11 protein-coding genes are annotated in these 16672 nt (G+C 57.8%); 2 read left to right on the top strand and 9 right to left on the bottom strand.

The genetic code is table 11. From position 1 onward, the window contains the following. Positions 1-51: 51 nt before the first annotated feature. Positions 52-1809: a CAP domain-containing protein gene (locus HMPREF0573_RS03955; RefSeq protein WP_013188966.1), complete on the bottom strand. Its 1758-nt coding sequence runs from the start codon at positions 1807-1809 to the stop codon at positions 52-54. Between the two features lie 420 nt (positions 1810-2229). On the opposite strand from HMPREF0573_RS03955, the gene topA reads away from it, so the two are divergent. Then, complete coding sequence (gene topA / locus HMPREF0573_RS03960) at positions 2230-4971, top strand: type I DNA topoisomerase (protein ID WP_013188968.1); 2742 nt, start codon at positions 2230-2232, stop codon at positions 4969-4971. A 113-nt stretch (positions 4972-5084) separates the two neighbouring features. Here the strand turns inward: topA and HMPREF0573_RS03965 are convergent, their stop codons facing one another. The 4 genes from HMPREF0573_RS03965 to HMPREF0573_RS03980 all read right to left on the bottom strand — a co-directional run bounded on the left by HMPREF0573_RS03965 (position 5085) and on the right by HMPREF0573_RS03980 (position 10897). Beyond that, positions 5085-5555, bottom strand: a complete 471-nt coding sequence (locus HMPREF0573_RS03965) for a peroxiredoxin (RefSeq protein WP_013188969.1) — start codon at positions 5553-5555, stop codon at positions 5085-5087. A 125-nt stretch (positions 5556-5680) separates the two neighbouring features. Beyond that, a complete protein-coding gene (locus tag HMPREF0573_RS03970; RefSeq protein ID WP_013188970.1) occupies positions 5681-8266 on the bottom strand; it encodes an ABC transporter ATP-binding protein/permease in 2586 nt (861 codons plus the stop codon). After that, on the bottom strand, positions 8256-9269 hold the full coding sequence (locus tag HMPREF0573_RS03975; RefSeq protein WP_013188971.1) for an ABC transporter permease: 1014 nt from the start codon (positions 9267-9269) through the stop codon (positions 8256-8258). Before HMPREF0573_RS03975 ends, HMPREF0573_RS03970 begins: the two co-directional genes overlap by 11 nt. Next, positions 9257-10897 (bottom strand): ABC transporter substrate-binding protein, encoded by a 1641-nt coding sequence (locus HMPREF0573_RS03980; protein WP_041797945.1) that lies wholly within the window; start codon positions 10895-10897, stop codon positions 9257-9259. The genes HMPREF0573_RS03975 and HMPREF0573_RS03980 overlap by 13 nt, the downstream gene beginning before the upstream one ends. Positions 10898-11092: 195 nt before the next feature. On the opposite strand from HMPREF0573_RS03980, the gene HMPREF0573_RS03985 reads away from it, so the two are divergent. Then, the gene (locus HMPREF0573_RS03985) at positions 11093-11575 is read left to right on the top strand and encodes an ArsR/SmtB family transcription factor (RefSeq protein WP_013188973.1); all 483 of its coding nucleotides are present in this window, start codon (positions 11093-11095) and stop codon (positions 11573-11575) included. Positions 11576-11623: 48 nt separating this feature from the next. On the opposite strand, the gene HMPREF0573_RS03990 is transcribed toward HMPREF0573_RS03985, so the two are convergent. From HMPREF0573_RS03990 to HMPREF0573_RS04005, 4 genes are all read right to left on the bottom strand, one after another. Beyond that, positions 11624-13000 carry an MFS transporter gene (locus HMPREF0573_RS03990; protein ID WP_041797947.1) on the bottom strand — a complete coding sequence of 459 codons (1377 nt, stop codon included), beginning with the start codon at positions 12998-13000 and terminating at the stop codon, positions 11624-11626. Between the two features lie 137 nt (positions 13001-13137). After that, complete coding sequence (locus tag HMPREF0573_RS03995) at positions 13138-13860, bottom strand: hypothetical protein (RefSeq protein ID WP_013188975.1); 723 nt, start codon at positions 13858-13860, stop codon at positions 13138-13140. Next, positions 13857-15404 (bottom strand): MFS transporter, encoded by a 1548-nt coding sequence (locus tag HMPREF0573_RS04000; RefSeq protein ID WP_013188976.1) that lies wholly within the window; start codon positions 15402-15404, stop codon positions 13857-13859. Before HMPREF0573_RS04000 ends, HMPREF0573_RS03995 begins: the two co-directional genes overlap by 4 nt. 259 nt (positions 15405-15663) lie before the next feature. Beyond that, entirely contained in the window at positions 15664-16392 is a 729-nt protein-coding gene (locus tag HMPREF0573_RS04005) for an IspD/TarI family cytidylyltransferase (RefSeq protein WP_013188977.1), read from the bottom strand. Positions 16393-16672 lie beyond the last annotated feature (280 nt).

Raw genomic sequence — 16672 nt, forward strand, 5'->3', positions numbered from 1 at the left:
TAGTTTGCCAGAAAGCCTAAACCTCGAACCGGGCACAGCGCAGACGTGAGCTTAGTAGACCGTCAGCTTGGCGTTGCCGTCTGACCAGGAAACTACCACGTCATAGCCGGATAGTTTGAAAATCTTGGACCGGACCACCAGACGGAATTGCAGACCTTGGTCTGCCAGTGTGACCCGGCTGATGGACAGTCGATTCGTGGTGGTGTTCTCAAAATGCCCGTCGTCGAAAATCCGCTGCCAGATTCCGGCGCGTTTCACCTGCCACTCATAGGTCGTGTCGAACAGGGAGCCATCGGGATCCATAATCGGCGACGCTTCGAAAGAGACACGCGACCCCACCGGGACTTTTGCGCTCGAAGGCATGTTCTTTAACCCCTGCACCGCCACCCGTACCGGTTCAGAAGTAGCGGTCCCTTCTGAAGAAATCGCAACCAGACGGTACTCGGTGTTCTTGGAACGCTCCCAGGACCAGATGCCATCAGGAGTGAAGGTTTCCTGGTTAGCTCCGGGAATGTCTGTCCAGACTCCACCGTGATCCCGTTCCTGCCACTGATATTTCGGCACCGGCCAAGCGGAGACTTGCATACTGATGGGGTTGACCAGTTTGTACCCCACACCGGTGAGAGGCTGTTCCATTAGCTGCAGATGGGGAGGAGTCTTTTCCAGAGGGGTCAACGGATCGAACAGCGCTACTTGGTACTCGTAAGTGCTCCGCGGGGCGTTCTTAACCCCCTCAATCTTCACCTTGTACACCAGATTTTCCTGACCTACCGGCTTTTTCTCGATGGTGGGGAACTTCATCAGCAGGGTGGAATAGTCTGCGATTGCGCGGGGCGAGTACGTTACCCCTCGTTCACCAGGGTGAATGGTGGTTAGAGGTATCGGGTTTCCGTTCGGGTCGATAATGGTAGCTTTGGCAGTGGAAAGGTCTGCGTTTAGCACCGAGAAGCTCCAACGTTCCACGTCCATTCCGGAGTTGGTTTCCCCGACTGAGGTCAACAGTTGTTTGGGGAAAAATCCTGCCGAGGGCCAGCTCATCCATTCCGGAGTGGGTGCTTGGGGATTGTGCATGGCTTCGGCGGGCAGTCCCGGATATGGTTCGCCGGTCCGCACCGAGATGGCGGTATAGCCCGCGGTGGCGCCGATGGAAGTCAGGGACAATTGCGGGTCCATCATAAACAGACGGTGTCCCAGCTGGTCATTGATGGGGTTGGATTGATTGGAATAATCCATGTAGTACCACAGGGCTGTCTCCGCGGAGGTTTGCGAGATAGATTGAGCGAGGTTGGAGTGCCGGGCACCCCGCACCGCATCTTCGGTGGCACAAGCGAATCCCTCAACTGCCGGGTAGTGGGACAGTTTGCCGTTGCGGGCACTAACCATGGCCGCGGCTTGAGTGTAGGGGGCAATCGCCCCGGAGGTGTCCAGCGCCACCGCATTTAGACCGTTGAGCCCGCGCATGAAATTCCACGCATCCAGGACCGGGCGAATCCCGTCCGTGACGGCTTGACCGGGATTACAGTTTTCCAGGTCCACCCCGACACTCATGGCGGGACGAATCATGTTTTTTTCGTAATGTGCCAGGTAAGCACGGCGAACTTCGGATTTTGAAGTCGTGTCAATAAAATTGTCATCCGGTGGGGCTGGCTGGTGCAGTTCGGCGGAGTGGACATGACCGGGAGCTTTTGCGGCGCCCAATCTCTCGCTGTTCGGGAGCGGAGGTGCCTCTAGCAGGCACGCTACGAGGATGCAGACTATCGAGATGAACGCCAGAAGTGGCGTTAGTTTAGTGTCTAACGCACGGCGCATCACTCAGTCCCTCCCCTCACAAATGGCAACACTCCAGACCCCTTACACAGAAATGGAAACTGGTGATTTGGGCACACCTGCCCCCTTTAATCGTATCGGCAGCCAATAAGTCATAAATGAAAAATCAATATCTTGGCATATTTTAGGCGGTGTCGGCAAAAGGGCGTGGCGGGGGATTTGCCGCTGGGCGCGCCGTTTACCGTTGGTTTTCGTTGCCAGTAGGGACCATGCAAATCGGATGAACCTGACAGGAGTGTTTTTACTGTGAGATAAATCACAGGCAATTCGAGAGCTTAGTCCTAACAAATTAGATGGTGACGAAGTCGGCAGGAAATCCTTGAATTTTACGGAATCGGGGAATTCGAGGTATGTTTCAGAGAGAAAACTCATTTTTTGCGCATTTAAAAGGAGTAAGACTTAGTGGCTGAAGCAAACCAAAAACTCGTGATTGTCGAGTCTCCGGCGAAAGCCCGGACCATTGGGAAGTTCCTCGGCGAAGACTTTGACGTCGAGGCATCGGTGGGTCACATTCGCGACCTCGCGCAACCCTCGGACCTTCCCGCCACGTTGAAAAAGACTGGCTACGCGAAATTTGCGGTTGACTTGGATCACGACTTTGAGCCGTACTATGTGATTGACGGGGATAAGAAAAAGAAAGTCAGCGAGTTAAAAGCCCGGCTGAAAGATGCCGACGAACTCCTGCTCGCCACTGATGAGGACCGCGAAGGGGAGGCTATTGCCTGGCACCTGCTGGAGGTGCTCAAACCGAAAGTCCCCGTGAAACGCATGGTGTTTCACGAGATTACCAAAGACGCTATCAACCGCGCCCTCGACAACCCCCGCGAGCTGGACACCGACCTGGTGAACGCCCAAGAAACTCGCCGCATCCTGGACCGCTTGGTTGGCTATGAAGTTTCTCCCCTCTTGTGGCGCAAGATTCGCACCGGCTTGTCGGCAGGACGGGTGCAGTCGGTGGCGACTCGCATGATTGTCGACCGGGAACGCGACAGGATGCAGTTTAAGTCCGCTGAATACTGGGATTTAGTGGCGTGGCTGACCCCCGCGGCGGGCGGCACCGAGTTTTCCGCTACCCTGCGTGAGGTGGATGGCAAACGCATCGCCACCGGCAAGGACTTTGATGAGCACGGAGAGCTCAAGTCCGCGGCGCAAAAGTCCGGGGTGTTTGCCTTGGACGGTACGGCGGCGCAATCGTTGGATGATGCACTCAGTGAGAGCGCAACCTGGTCGGTCGATGACATCGACTCCAAGCCCTACCGCCGTCGTCCCCCCGCGCCCTTCACCACGTCCTCCCTGCAGCAAGAAGCTTCCCGGAAGCTCCGCTTGAACTCGCGCGATACTATGCGTGTGGCACAGTCCCTGTATGAAAACGGGTATATCACCTATATGCGTACCGACTCGGTAAACCTGTCTGAACAGGCCATTTCCGCCGCACGGTCCCTGGCGGTGAGCCGTTTCGGCAATGATGCGGTTCCGGATAAACCCCGCGTCTACGAAACGAAAACGAAGGGAGCACAGGAGGCCCACGAAGCTATCCGTCCCGCCGGAGAAAAGTTCCAACTGCCCTCCAGCTTGGAAGGTAAACTCGACCCGCGCGAGTGGAAACTGTACAACCTCATCTTCCGGCGCACCCTGGCTTGCCAGATGAACGACGCCACCGGTACCACGGTGTCAGTAAAAATCGCGGCGGTCCCTGCGGACGGATCGGTGCGTGCCGAGTTCGGAGCCTCGGGAACAGTGATTGAAAATCCTGGTTTCCTCTCCGCTTACGAAGAAGGTCGGGATGAGGGTGATGAACCGGCGGCGACTCCCGGCGGGGGCAAGACCGGGGAGGCACGGTTGCCGCGGATGCAAGCCGCGGATCGGCTGCAACTCGATCACTTGGACTCTGGCGAGGATCGTCAGCATTTCACGACCCCGCCTGCCCGCTACACGGATGCCTCGCTGGTCAAAGCGATGGAAGAACGTGAGATAGGGCGACCCTCGACCTATGCCTCCACGATTTCTACCATTGTGGACCGACAGTATGTGTATCGCCGCGGGCAAGCCTTAGTGCCGTCGTGGCTGGCGTTTTCGGTGGTGAAACTGCTGGAAGAAAACCTGCCCGGACTGATTGATTACGACTTCACTGCCGATATGGAAGCCGATTTGGATAAAATCGCGGCTGGGAAAGCCGACCGCACCCAGTGGTTGAAGAATTTTTGGTATGGGCAAGGTAAAGGCTCCGACCTGCAAGGATTAGGGTTGCAGCGCGCGGTGGCAGAACTGGGAGACATTGACGCCGCCGCCCTGAACACGGTGGAGCTGGGTGAAGGTATTGCCCTGCGCGTGGGGCGTTACGGACCTTACCTGCAGCGTGGTGAGGAACGCGCTTCGGTTCCCGACACGGTGGCTCCCGATGAGCTGACCCTGCAGGTCGCTAAGGAACTGTTGGAAAAAGGCGCCCAGGGTGATCGAGTGTTGGGGGTACACCCCGAAACTGGGTTGGAAATTGTCGCCAAGAACGGCAGGTTCGGACCTTATGTGGAAGAGCTGCAGCCCGAACCACAAGCTGAAACCGATGGTGAAACTAAGCCCAAGAAGACTGCGAAAAAGAAAACCAAAAACCGGACTTCCTCCCTTTTGAAAACACAGTCCCTGGATACGCTTACGCTGGAAGATGCCCTGCAACTGTTGAGCTTGCCGCGCACGGTCGGGCAGGACAGCGAAGGCGTGGACATCGTGGCGTCGAACGGGCGGTATGGTCCTTACATCAAACGCGGCACCGACACGCGCTCGTTGGAAAGCGAGGAACAGCTGTTCACGCTGACGACCGAGCAAGCGTTGGCGTTGCTGGCGGCTCCGAAAACTCGCGGACGGGCGGCGACGTCACAAACCGTGATGATGGAGTTTGGTGAGGACCCCGAAACGGGTCAGAAAGTCACCCTTAAGAATGGTCGCTACGGACCTTATGTGACGGATGGAACCACGAATGCCACCGTGCCGCGCGGCACCGACCCCGCGACGTTGACCGAAAGCGCGGCGTTTGAACTCTTGGCGATTAAACGCGCCAAGGGACCAACTAAGAAACGCAAAGCGCCGGCTCGCAAGACTACAGCAAAGAAAACCGCCAAGAAAACTACTGCCAAAACCGCGAAAAAGTAGGCGAAAGCCTGCCGGGTTCGTCCCGTTGGTGGAACCGCCCTGCAGGGAACCCGAGTGCCAAACGTGGTGGTGAAGCCGGCGGGAACCCCGCGGTCAAGCCGCGGGACGGCGAGTCAGTCCAACCCTAGTTCTTTGCGCAGGCGGGCGACGTGCCCGGTGGCGCGCACGTTATATTTCGCGGAGGTTAACGTGCCGTCCGGGCTGACCACAAAGGTCGAACGCACCACTCCGAGTTTTTTCGTCAGAGGTTTCACCTGCCACACACCATAGTCCGATAGGACTGTATGCTCCGGGTCGGAGCCCAAGGCAAAGTTCAGGGTCTGTTTGTCACGGAACTTTTCCAGGGCGGGGATTTCATCCGGGCTGATGCCGATGACCGTATATCCCGCGGATTTCAGGGAGTTTAGGGAATCGCGAAAGTCGCAAGCCTCCGTGGTGCAGCCCGGCGTCATCGCACGGGGGTAAAAGTACACGACCACCCCGGCTTTTGCAGACTGGAGAGCCTCGACCAGGTGGAAGGCACCTTCGGTGGTTTCGATCGTAAAGTCAGGGGCCGCATCGCCCACGCTTAGTTTCTGTTCCATGCCTCTATCCTATAGGCGGACGGGGTTAGCTGGCAGGGCGATGCGGGACACCTGGAGTTGACTGAGTTTGTTCCGCTGTCGGGGCGGGGGCAAAGCCGGCAAATTATCTCGTCGCAGGTTGCGGATTAGCCCAGTTCCAGGCTGTAATCAGCCCAGTAATCCAGCAGTTCCCGGTCGTGGCTGATGGCGATAACCGCAAGTCCCCGTGCCGAGCGTCGCTGAATCGCCCGCACCAGGCTGGCGGTACTGAAAGTGTCCAGCATGGCAGTGGCCTCGTCACAAATCAGCACCGTGGGATTGGTCAATAGACATCTGGCCAAGGCGACGCGCTGCAGCTGACCCTCTGAAACTTCCGCCGGGAAGCGCCGCCTAAACTCAGAGGGAATACCCAGTTCCTCGCAGATTTCCGCGGCTTGTTTGCGGCGCACGTCTGGCGGCACATCCGCGTAAACTAACGGTTCCTCGATGATTTGCCCCAGCGTCCACCGCGGATTCACGGAACGTCGAGGTGACTGGAACAGCATCGCCACTCCAGGTTGCACCGTCACGTGCGGGCGCTGTTTAGGGGCGGGGCTTTTGCCCTGTGGAGTGGTCGTTTCCCCGGAGCCGCACCAGCGAATTCGACCTGTCAGAGGAGTGAGGCGCCCGGCAATTGCCCTGGCGGTGGTGGTTTTGCCGCAACCCGAGTCTCCGAACCATCCCACGGTTTCGCCGCGGTGCAGGCTCAGGTTAAAGGCTGTGACCACCGGAACGCCATGGTATCCGACGGTCAGGTCGCGTACCTCCAACACGGTTTCGTGGGTCACTTCGGATGCCGGTCGAGGTTGGTTCTCGTGGTCAGAAGCGGGGTGCGGCGCGGATGTATCGGTCCTGTTTCGTGCCATGTTGCGCGGCAAAGCCGCTAGTAGCTCCCGCGTGTAAGGATGTCGCGGCGTATCGAGCACCTGCGTTGCGGTGCCTTGCTCCAACACCTGACCGTGACCCAGCACTGTCACCTGGTCTGCCAGGGGCAAATCCAGCAACAACGCCAAATCGTGGGTGATGGACAACACTGCCAGACCCCGGTCTGCTAACTTTCGCAACAGCTGCCAAATCTGGTCGCGCCGAGTTTCGTCCAATCCAGCGGTGACCTCATCCGCAATCAACACTGCGGGGTTCCCTGCCAAAGCCAGAGCCAAGTTAGCACGGGTCAACATGCCGCCGGACAACTCGTGCGGATAAGCCGCCAGGGAATCCGTAGGAAATCCCGTCATTTCGCACAAATCCGTTACAGTCGCGGGCTCGGGGGTCGCCACGGAAAGCAATTCCGCCCGGTCCCGGCGCCTGAGTAGCTTGACGGATTCTTCCAGCTGGTCGCCAACGGTACGGTTCGGCGCGAAAGCTGTGGCGCTGGATTGAGACGCCACCGCGATGAGATGCCCCCGAATCGTCTGCCAGGGACAGTTTTTGCCATAAAGTTTTCTCCCGCCAACGCTGACTTGCCCGCTGACCTGCATCTTTCCGGGCAGCATTCCGGTGGCAGTTTTTGCCAGAATCGATTTCCCTGCCCCGGATTGTCCCAGCAGTACATGCAGTTCGCCGGGTTTAACCTGCAGGTTTACGTGGTCTTCCAAAACCAGGTCGCGTTCCGTGGGGGAATTGGCTGTCGATGCTGGCTTTGCGGCGGTGCTGCCGGTCAGGGACTTCTGACGCTGGTCAGAAATCCAGCCAGAACGCGGAACCGTAACGCTCAAATCCTGAAATTCCAAGGCGGGTGGGGCGGTATTTTCGTCTGGTTCCCCGGCTGGAGCCTCATGCACACACGGGGGAACGTCGCTGGCAGGAACACTTAAATCCCCTACCAAAGTGTCGGACTCTGCGGAATCTGTTTCTCTGGCTGCACCGCGCGAAGCCTTGCCCAAACCCGAAGCCCACCCGAAAATGAGCAGGGTCAACAGTACTAATGCACCTGCTGGAAACACCAGTTCCCACCAGCAGCCAATCAGGATTTCCGTGCGCGCCACCTCTAGCAGGGTTCCCAGCGAAGGCTGGTCGGGAGAAATCCCCAGACCCAGGAAAGACAGGGTAGACTCGTGCCAAATCGCGTGGGGGAACAGCAGTACGACACTAACTTTCATCTGACCGAACACCGAAGGCAGCAGGTGTTTACGCGCCACCTGCCAGTGGCTCGCGCCTGCCAGATACGCAGCTTCGACATACTCCAATTCACGTGTGGAGAGGGCAATGGAACGCACAATACGCGCAACCGGCGACCAATGCACCAAGGCAATCGAAGCGATAATAGCCACGAGAGAACCGGGGTAAAACGCTACAATCGCAATGCCCAGCAGCAGCTGGGGCAGTGCATTAATCGTGTCGGTAAAGCGCATCAGCAACGAGTCGGCTTTTCCGCCCCAGGACGCTGCCACGGCACCAATCAGTACCCCAATGACCGTGGAGACTACAGCACAGACTGCTGCCACGAAAATGCTGACCCGCAGCCCCAAAGCCACGCGCACCAACAAATCATGCCCTGCCAAGTCAGTGCCAAACCAATGTGCGGCACTGGGCGCCAACCGTGCTTGTGACAAATCCGCCTCGTGCAAATCCGTGCCGGCAAAAAACGGCAAGATTGCCGCATAGAGCAGCATCAACACAAGGGCGTAGAAAGACAGACGGCTGGGGCTAAACGCGCGTCGCAGTGAAACGGGGAAGGTCAACTTAAGATTCATAGCGCACCCGTGGATCGAAATAGAGATACAAAACATCAGCGACCAGATTGCCGATAATTACCAGTGCTGCCGATGCCAAAGTCAGAAAAGTTAGCAGCGGTAAATCCAGTCCTTTAGCGGAAGCTACCAGCGCTGCCGCCAGTCCACCCCAAGAAAAGACTTCCTCGACCAGCACTGCTCCGACAATCAGTTCCGGCAGGCGCATCCCCACCATGGTGATGGTGGGAGCCAGGGACAGCGGCAGGACTGAACGGCGGATTAAAGTGCTTTGCGGAATCCCGCGTTGAATCCCGGCTTTCCACCAGTCGGAATGGAGATTCTCTTGGGCACGTTCCCACAAGGTCAACAGCATCCACGGCATTTGGGTTAACGCCAACACGCTGGCAGGCAAGATTAGATACGACAACTCCCAGGATGAGGTGGCATCTGGACCTGTGCGCCCCCCGGCGGGGAACCATCCGGTTCCTAAAGCCAGGAATAACACTGCCCCCAAAGCCAACACGAAGGGGGGGATGGCTTGGATAAACAGCATGAGAGCTTGGAATACGCGTCCCAGCCAGTTCCATCGCAGCCCGAGTATCCCCAAGACGATACTCAGCACGAAAGCCAGGACCAGACCCACCCCCGATAGCACCAGGGTGGCTTCGCAGCGTTCTGCCAAGACTTGCACGACGGGTTGATTATAGGTGCGCGAATACCCCAAATTGCCATGAATCAGATCGCTGGCCCAAGCCAACCAGGCTCCGTGCCAGGATTGATCCAAATTAAGCGCCTTCGCGATGGATTCCCGTTGGGTGGCGCTGAGGAACTGATAGCGGTCCCCCAAGTACGCCACCAGCGGGTTCAAGGGCGATACGGCGGCGAGCAGGAAAACACCTACTGAAATCGCCACCAGCAGCACCGGCAACGCCAACAGGCGGTTGCGTACCAAAATCCACACCTGGCGGCGTCGCTCGTGGCGACGCGCCAGGCGCAGAGTTATTCCGGTGCTTACTTCTCCCATTGCCCCAGGTTCCACCACGGACCCCAATTCACGCCGTGAGAGTGTGGCTCTACCGTCAGATTCCCGGTCTTCCAGCCGGCATCACGGGTGACATAAGTGTGCTGCAAGAATGCCAGGAACACGTGGTTCGGGGCTTCCAAATACTGCTTTTGGGCTTGCTGGTAGAGCTTCACGCGTTCGGATTCATCCCCGGATTTGCGTGCCTGTTCCAGGATTTTATCCATTTCCGGCGAGCCGTAGTTGCCGGGGTTATCGTACTGCGAGGTATTTGCTTCGCGGGTGTGCAGAATCGAGTACACCTGAGTGTCGATGGAGTACGGCTTGTCGCCGCCACCCAGCAAGATACCGACTTTGTCCAGGCGTCCATCCAGCGCATCCCAAGTCGTTCCTTCCAGTTTCACGTCTACGCCCAGTGGCTTCATGGCGGCGGCGAAAGCCACCGATAGGTCACGGCGCACGGTGTCATTGGAGCTGTAAGCCAGGGTGAAAGCCGCACGCTGACCGTCTTTTTCGCGAATCCCGTCCGCGCCGGGTTTCCAGCCGGCAGCGTCCAGACGCTTCTTGGCGTCCTCCAGGTCGAACTTATACTGTGCTTCCGGGTCGTAAGCCTCGTAAACTGCAGAAACCGGGGTGGAAGCCGGTTTACCCGCCCCAAACAGTACTTTTTTGATGATTTCCTGGCGGTTCACGGCTTCATTCATGGCAATCCGGGCCTGTAGGTCGGCGCAAAATGCGTTGCTGCCGGGGAAGCTAATTCCGCGCCAGTCAGCGGAATCCGCATGTACCACCTGGTAACCGGGGAGGTTTTTCAGGCTGTTTGCCAAAGCGGGAGGAATGATCGAACCGTCGAATTCTTTGGTGCGAATTCGTGCCACGCGAGCGGCATCGTCGGGAACATAAACAGTGGTCAGCTGCTTAACTTGCGGTGCCTTGCCCCAATAATGGGGGTTGGCTACCCACACGGCTTTCTGGCTGTTGAGCGTTTTCAGGACATATGGTCCGGTTCCTACGGGTTTGGTGTTTAGGGGAGATTCGCTCGCCAATCCACCTTTCATGTATTCACCAGGTGCCAGTCCTAGCAGCAGTCGAGAGGGAAAATCGGGGTAGGGGTACTTGAGCTTGAAAGTGACCTTGTTTCCGTCTGCGTTAATTTGGTCCACCATCTCGTAAGAGGCTCCGATTTCCGAAGCCGTGTCGGGATTCATCACTTCTTTGTAATTAGCCACCACGTCTTGCGCATCAAAATCGCTGCCGTCCGAGAATTTCACTCCGTCGCGGACTTCCACGGTCCACTCGGTTTTATCTGCGTTAGAGGTCGGCATCGCAGTCGCCAGGACTGGACGCAGCTCCGGTAGTTTATGCGGGTCTTTGCTTTCCAGCCCCAGCAGACCTTCATACATGGGGGAGACACCGAGTTCGGCATAGCCGTTGGTGGGGTTGTATCCTCCCAGTTCAAAAGCGTCCGCCAGGGTGATTTCATCGGCGGCTGCGGATTTGCCGGCGCCAGCGGAGCCTTTCGGGGAGGTACCTCCTTGACAAGCGCTGAGGCTCAAAGCTAGTGCCACGGCAGCGCCGCTGACAGCAAGGGTCTTTAAGTTGAATTTGCCAGGGTGGCAGGGGTGAGACATAGCTGCTCCTTGTGTGTAACGTATTGCTTTCATGCAGGGTTAATAATGTCTACATAGACATATGTCAGTTCGCAAAGATATTACCATGCGGTCAGTATTGCGGCAATTCTCTCGGTAGCAAGGAAATCCAGAGATAACGCGGCAAAATCAGATGGATAATGTCACAATTGGAGAGATGCAAGGAAGGAAATAGTCATGAGCAAGCTGCCCGCCGCCGAGATACGTGCCCTGCGCGAAATCTTGGCGCATCCTCACGGAACTGGTGCGGGATGCCGGTGCGCGACGGAGACGGAGCTGACGCCCCACAAAAGCGGAAAACCTCATGCATCAGAGGCAACTCACGACGAAAACCAGACCCGCCATGGTCGACCGGCGCACCCCCCCATGCAGCCGGTAGACATCGATGAGATTGCGAACACCTGGGCGCCTCGCTTCGAATTGCTCGCCGACCTAACCCGGCTGAAACTGCTGTCCTATATGCATATTTATCCCGGTTCTTGCGTCCAGGATTTAGCTAACGCGGCGGGGATTACCCAGACGGCAGCCTCACAAGCGCTGCGGGTCTTGCGTGACGAAGGTTGGGTTAGCGCCGATCGCGACGGGCGCTTGATGCGCTACACCTTGAAAGACACCGCTGCACACCAGATGCTGCATTTTATTGGGCACATCCACGTGTAGCTTTATGGTGAGAAATCCCAGAAACGCTGCGGTAATGCGGAACTCGGCTCAGTAACCAGAAGCGGACAGCGGTTTGATGTGGCGCAGAATCAACGCCAAGACGATGACCACAACTGCCGGTGATCCAGAAATTGCCACCACTCCCGGCCAACCCAAGGCAGTCCAGCCAAAACCTGCCAACGTGCCGAAAATCGAGCCACCGGCATAGTACACAATCGAGTAGGCTGACGAAGCCTGACCGGTGGCTCCGACCCCGGACACCGCTCGGGCCGTGACCCAGCCGGTCGCGACGGAATGAACCCCAAAGAATCCAATGGTAAACACCACCAGACCCGCAAAAATCGCCCACAACGGTCTGGCTAACATCATCAAAATCCCCACCAGATAGATGATGCCGGCGAGCGGAACTACTGCCCGCCTGCCGAAACGCGAAGCCAGGCTACCTGCCGTAGAAGCCGCGACCGAACCAAACAGATTGACCAGGAAAATCAGGGAAACAATCCAGGTCGCCAGGAAGTAAGGCGCGCCGGTCAAACGGTAAGGCATCATGTTGAGGATGCTTTGATAAGCACCCAGGGCGGTGCCGGCGACGACGAACAGCAGCACCAAACCAGGTTCGGTCAAGACATCCTTAGTGTGTTGCAGCAGGGCTTTCAACCCCGGCTCAGCCTTAGAGAAACCCTCCTGCTGAGGCAAAAGCAGCCACACCAGCAGCGTGCCGACCACGCCGATGCACCCCAGGACAGTGATGGTCATGTCCCACCCCACCAGGTGAGACAAAAACCCGGAGAGAATCCTGCCCAACATGCCACCAATCGCGGTGCCCGCCACGTAAGAACCGGCTGCCTTGGGCAGCTCAGCCGGACAGATTTCCTCAGCCAGGTAAGCCGTCGCCACCGCGGGCAAACCTGCCAAAGCCATGCCTTGCACAAAACGCCCCACCATCAGCAACCCCCAGTTCGGGGTAAAGCCCAGGATAATACCCAGGAGGGAAGCCACGAACAGGGAAATCAAAATAATCGGGCGGCGCCCCAAACGCTCCGAGGACGGTCCGATAAAGAACATCGAAATTGCCAGCGCCAAGGTCGTCAACGACAGCGCCAGCGACGCTGTGACCGGGGAAATCGAGAAAAACTTCGAGATGTCCGGCAGCAGCACCTGCACCTCATAAATCTGCGCGAACGTCACGAAACCCGCTACGAACAGGGCAAACTTGATGCGGCGGTATTCCGGGTCGTGACTGGTGTAGCCGGTGAAAGCCGCTTGGGCGGCAGGACGCAGCGCAGTCAAGGGCAAATCCTCAACCGGAATGGGAATGCCGCCCGGCTCGGTGCGGGCGGCATCAATCATGGCAGGATCGGGAGAAGCCAGGATGCTGTCAGGCTGGCGAGGACCAGGAGCCTTAGATTTGCGAACTGACGACATATTGCCAGTATATTCCTCGGCGGAATGCCCGCTGACCGACCGAAACGGCTCAGGAAGCAACGCCACAGATATGGCACGCAGGGGACCGGGTAGCGTGCAAAAGGTGGGGGCAGCGGAACTCGTGCAGGGGAGAGAGACTACTTGGTGTACAGCGGGGCGAGTCGCGCATAGAAACGCGACGAGAAATCATGGAAATCTTGCGCTATATCCGGGGCGGTGTCCGTGGAATCCACCAGGGACAGTGCCAAAACTGCGTTACCCTGCGGGACGTAGCACACGTCCAAAGTCTGGCTTACCTGGTTACTTGTCACGGTTTGGCGGTATCCGGCGGGGCAAGACACGGCAGGGTCGTTCGCTTTTATAGTCATCTTTACAGTGCCGGTCGGGGCGCTCACCGTCACTTCCTCGCAGTCCCTGACCATGGTGTTGAGGTCATCAATCATGGATCGCACGTCCTGCTCGGAGGGCGCCAGGAACACTTGAGCTGCCGCCTGCCCGTCAGGCGCTGGGGCCGCCAGAGAGGACCAGTGCAGCAGGGGAAGATTGAAAGAATTGCGCATCATGGCTTGGCAGCCGGAGCCAGCGGGCGCAAACTTCAGTCTGTTGGGATTTTTCAGTTCGCGCACCAGGTCCCCCGCTAGGTCGGCCTGTTGACGCAACTGGGTGGATTCGTCCTCGTTAAACGGTGTGAGCGTGTGCCCCGCCAGTATCAGGTCAGCGAAAATGGCGGCCGTCGCGCCGATGTCAGGAGAACCGGGCGCCGGTTTCGCGTCCACTTTGCTTTGATCTGAGGCGCACCCGGTCAAGCTCAACGCCACCAGACCGGCAGCGGTAACTAGGGAGATAAGTCGGCGTTTCATTGGGCACCTCCGGGGGTTTGTGTGGGGTCTGGCGTGCTGGGTGGGGGAGTTTCCACCGGGAGTTCCACCGGCTGGCCGGACCCGGAGGGCGATACCGTCACGGAAACGTCCCCCTCCAGACTTGTGGAGTCGCCCGAAACCGCAGCAGGAACGGAAACCTCCGGCGCTTCTTGAGGCGCCCGCTTGAGGACGGTGTGGTCCTCACGCACCGGCAGCAACATCAACAACCCCAGCAGCAGCACCAGCCCAATCCCGAGGATGCCCCAGTATTGAGCCTGCGCATGAATCGCCATCATCGGACCGCCCGGACCCGTAGTCACGGACAGCAAAGCGGGCGGGATAAACGAGGTAAACTGCTGACCCAAGCTGATGAACAGGGCAAACATCAGGGGAGCCAGCCACGTCACCGAACGCCCCGTCGTCTGGTAGAGCCCAAACACCTCGCCCTCGTGACCCTCGGGAATGCGTCGCGCCAAGAAAGAACGGGACGCGGACTGCGCCGGACCAACCCACAACGTCATGAACAGCCCAATCGTCCACATGATGATTTTGCCTTGGGCGTGCAGGGCAAAAACGCCCAAACAGCAGGCTACCAGCATGATGAGGGAGAAAATCATGACTTTCTTGGGGCCGATTTTGTCATCAAAGAAACCCATCAACGTCGTGGCGATACCCGCCGCGACGTTGGCGACGACTGCGAAAATAATGACTTCCCCCGCAGAGAAACCGAAGGTCACCGCGGCGATGATGCCGCCGAACGTAAACACGCCGGACAATCCATCGCGGAAAATCGCGGAGGCAATCAGGAAGTACAGCACGTTCGGGGCGTTGCGAAACAACCAGGCGATAGTTTGGAACAGCTTTTTGTAGGAGGTGAAAATGGACTCGTGCGGCAGGTTTTCGCTACCCGGTACGACTCGCCCGCGTACGGTGAACAGCACCGGCACAAAGAAAATCAGCGACCATGCGGCGGCTACCAGCATCGCGACCCGCACCCCCATGCCGTTCGAGGTATCCAAGCCGGTGAAGTTATTTTCCGAAATAAACCCGAAGTTCAGGAACATCAACAGGACGATTCCGCCGAAATACCCGCTCGCCCAGCCGATGCCGCTGATTTTTCCGATGTTGTCGGCGTTGGAAATCCGGGTCAGCATGGCGTAATAGTTCACGGTGGCGAACTCGAAGAACATGGTCATCAGCGCCAGCAGACCCACACCCAGCCACAGAAAGTTCGGGTGCGGAGCCACAAAGAACATCGCTGCCAAGCAAACGATGATGATTGCCGAAAACACTCCCAGCCAGAATGTTCCTTTGCCGCGCCGATCCGCGCGCTGCCCGGTGATAGGGGCGGTCAACGCCACGATAATCCCCGCGATGGTCATGCCGGTTGAGACAGCCTGTGAAGAGGCGGTTTGGTTGCCAAAAGCGGCCCCGGTCAGGTACACCGTGAACACGAAAGTGGTCGCGACCGCGTTAACGGAGGCGCCGCCGGCGTCCCACATACACCAAGTTAACTTTTGGACGAATCCGCCTTCTTTTACCATTGTTTTCCCTTTCAAAGAGCTTCGACTAAAACGGTCCCCTGGACCGTTTTTTGACGTCTTCGCGCTTGTCTCGCGATGGCTCGTGCGCTTCGCGCTGCCATCGCGCCCCCATACACCAAGTTGGTTTTTGGTTGGGTCCGCCTGGTTTTGGCATGTCTTTCCCCTTTGCCGACTTTACTGTTAACCTACCGGTTTTATCTCCGGGATTGGTTAAGTTTCTCGTGTTATCCAGGGTGTTCGTTGCTTAGGAGTGGGGACGTCAGCGGTGCGGGGAGTGCTGGAATTCGGCGAGGGTCAAATCGGCGGGGGTGGTGATTTTGTAGGCGGCGTAATCGCCAACTACGGTTACGACTGGTTGATTCGTGGCTTCATACAGCGCCGCATCGTCGGAAAACGCGGTGGACTCCGCAATCGCCCGCTCGGCAAACCGCTCGTGTAGCGCAGCCAACTCATGCAGGTAAAAGCCTTGGGGTGTTTGGACTGCGCGCAAAGTCGCGCGGTTTGGGGTGGTAGTGACGATCTCGACAGGCTCGTCGGGACGGGTCCGCGGAGCTACGACCTTGATTGTGTCGGTGACTGCCAGAGCAGGAACCACGGCTCGGTGGCCGTCTCGCAAAGCTGCCACCACGCGGTCAAACACGGCGGAGGGTGTGAAAGGGCGGGCTGCGTCGTGAACCAGGACCAGGTCATCGTCTCGTGCTGGGCCCACCGCATTTATCAGTGCGCGCAGGGCTGCTGCGACGGAACCTTGTCGTGAAGAACCGCCGGGGACGACCAAAGTGGGGAAGTCGAAACCGGAAACCACCGATTGAAAACGGTCGAGCTGTGCCGACGGGGCGTTGACAACCACAAAATCACAGCTGGGCAGACCTTTTAAAGCCCATTCCAGCAGCGGGCGACCCGCTACCGGAACCAGTGCTTTGGGCATGCCGCAGCCGAGTCGAGTGCCCGACCCCGCCGCTGTCAGCACCACAAAAAGTCTCACCATGCCAATTTACCCCCAAAATTTTCCCCTAGTTTTGGCGTTCGATTAATTCTCTGCGCTGTGCCATATCAGGCACTCCGAGCCGCGTAAATAGGCTTTATCCTCGGTTTTTGAGAATTTAAGGGCTGTTCGTTGGTGGATTTCGGGGTGCTCGTGGTATTAAGAGTGGAAATAGGGCAGTAGCTGCCAATAATGGCAGCTACTGCCCGAATCCCACCTTATATTCACAACCCAGCGAGTATCCCCAGATTTTGTTGCCCGAAATCGGTGTCTATGCTCCGGA

It is taken from the genome of Mobiluncus curtisii ATCC 43063, assembly GCF_000196535.1.
Lineage (GTDB): Bacteria > Actinomycetota > Actinomycetes > Actinomycetales > Actinomycetaceae > Mobiluncus > Mobiluncus curtisii.

Coding starts and splice junctions, on each gene's coding strand:
- HMPREF0573_RS03955 (WP_013188966.1), bottom strand. CDS start 1,809: ATGCGCCGTGCGTTAGACACTAAACTAACGCCACTTCTGGCGTTCATC.
- HMPREF0573_RS03965 (WP_013188969.1), bottom strand. CDS start 5,555: ATGGAACAGAAACTAAGCGTGGGCGATGCGGCCCCTGACTTTACGATC.
- HMPREF0573_RS03970 (WP_013188970.1), bottom strand. CDS start 8,266: ATGAATCTTAAGTTGACCTTCCCCGTTTCACTGCGACGCGCGTTTAGC.
- HMPREF0573_RS03975 (WP_013188971.1), bottom strand. CDS start 9,269: ATGGGAGAAGTAAGCACCGGAATAACTCTGCGCCTGGCGCGTCGCCAC.
- HMPREF0573_RS03980 (WP_041797945.1), bottom strand. CDS start 10,897: ATGTCTCACCCCTGCCACCCTGGCAAATTCAACTTAAAGACCCTTGCT.
- HMPREF0573_RS03985 (WP_013188973.1), top strand. CDS start 11,093: ATGAGCAAGCTGCCCGCCGCCGAGATACGTGCCCTGCGCGAAATCTTG.
- HMPREF0573_RS03990 (WP_041797947.1), bottom strand. CDS start 13,000: ATGTCGTCAGTTCGCAAATCTAAGGCTCCTGGTCCTCGCCAGCCTGAC.
- HMPREF0573_RS03995 (WP_013188975.1), bottom strand. CDS start 13,860: ATGAAACGCCGACTTATCTCCCTAGTTACCGCTGCCGGTCTGGTGGCG.
- HMPREF0573_RS04000 (WP_013188976.1), bottom strand. CDS start 15,404: ATGGTAAAAGAAGGCGGATTCGTCCAAAAGTTAACTTGGTGTATGTGG.
- HMPREF0573_RS04005 (WP_013188977.1), bottom strand. CDS start 16,392: ATGGTGAGACTTTTTGTGGTGCTGACAGCGGCGGGGTCGGGCACTCGA.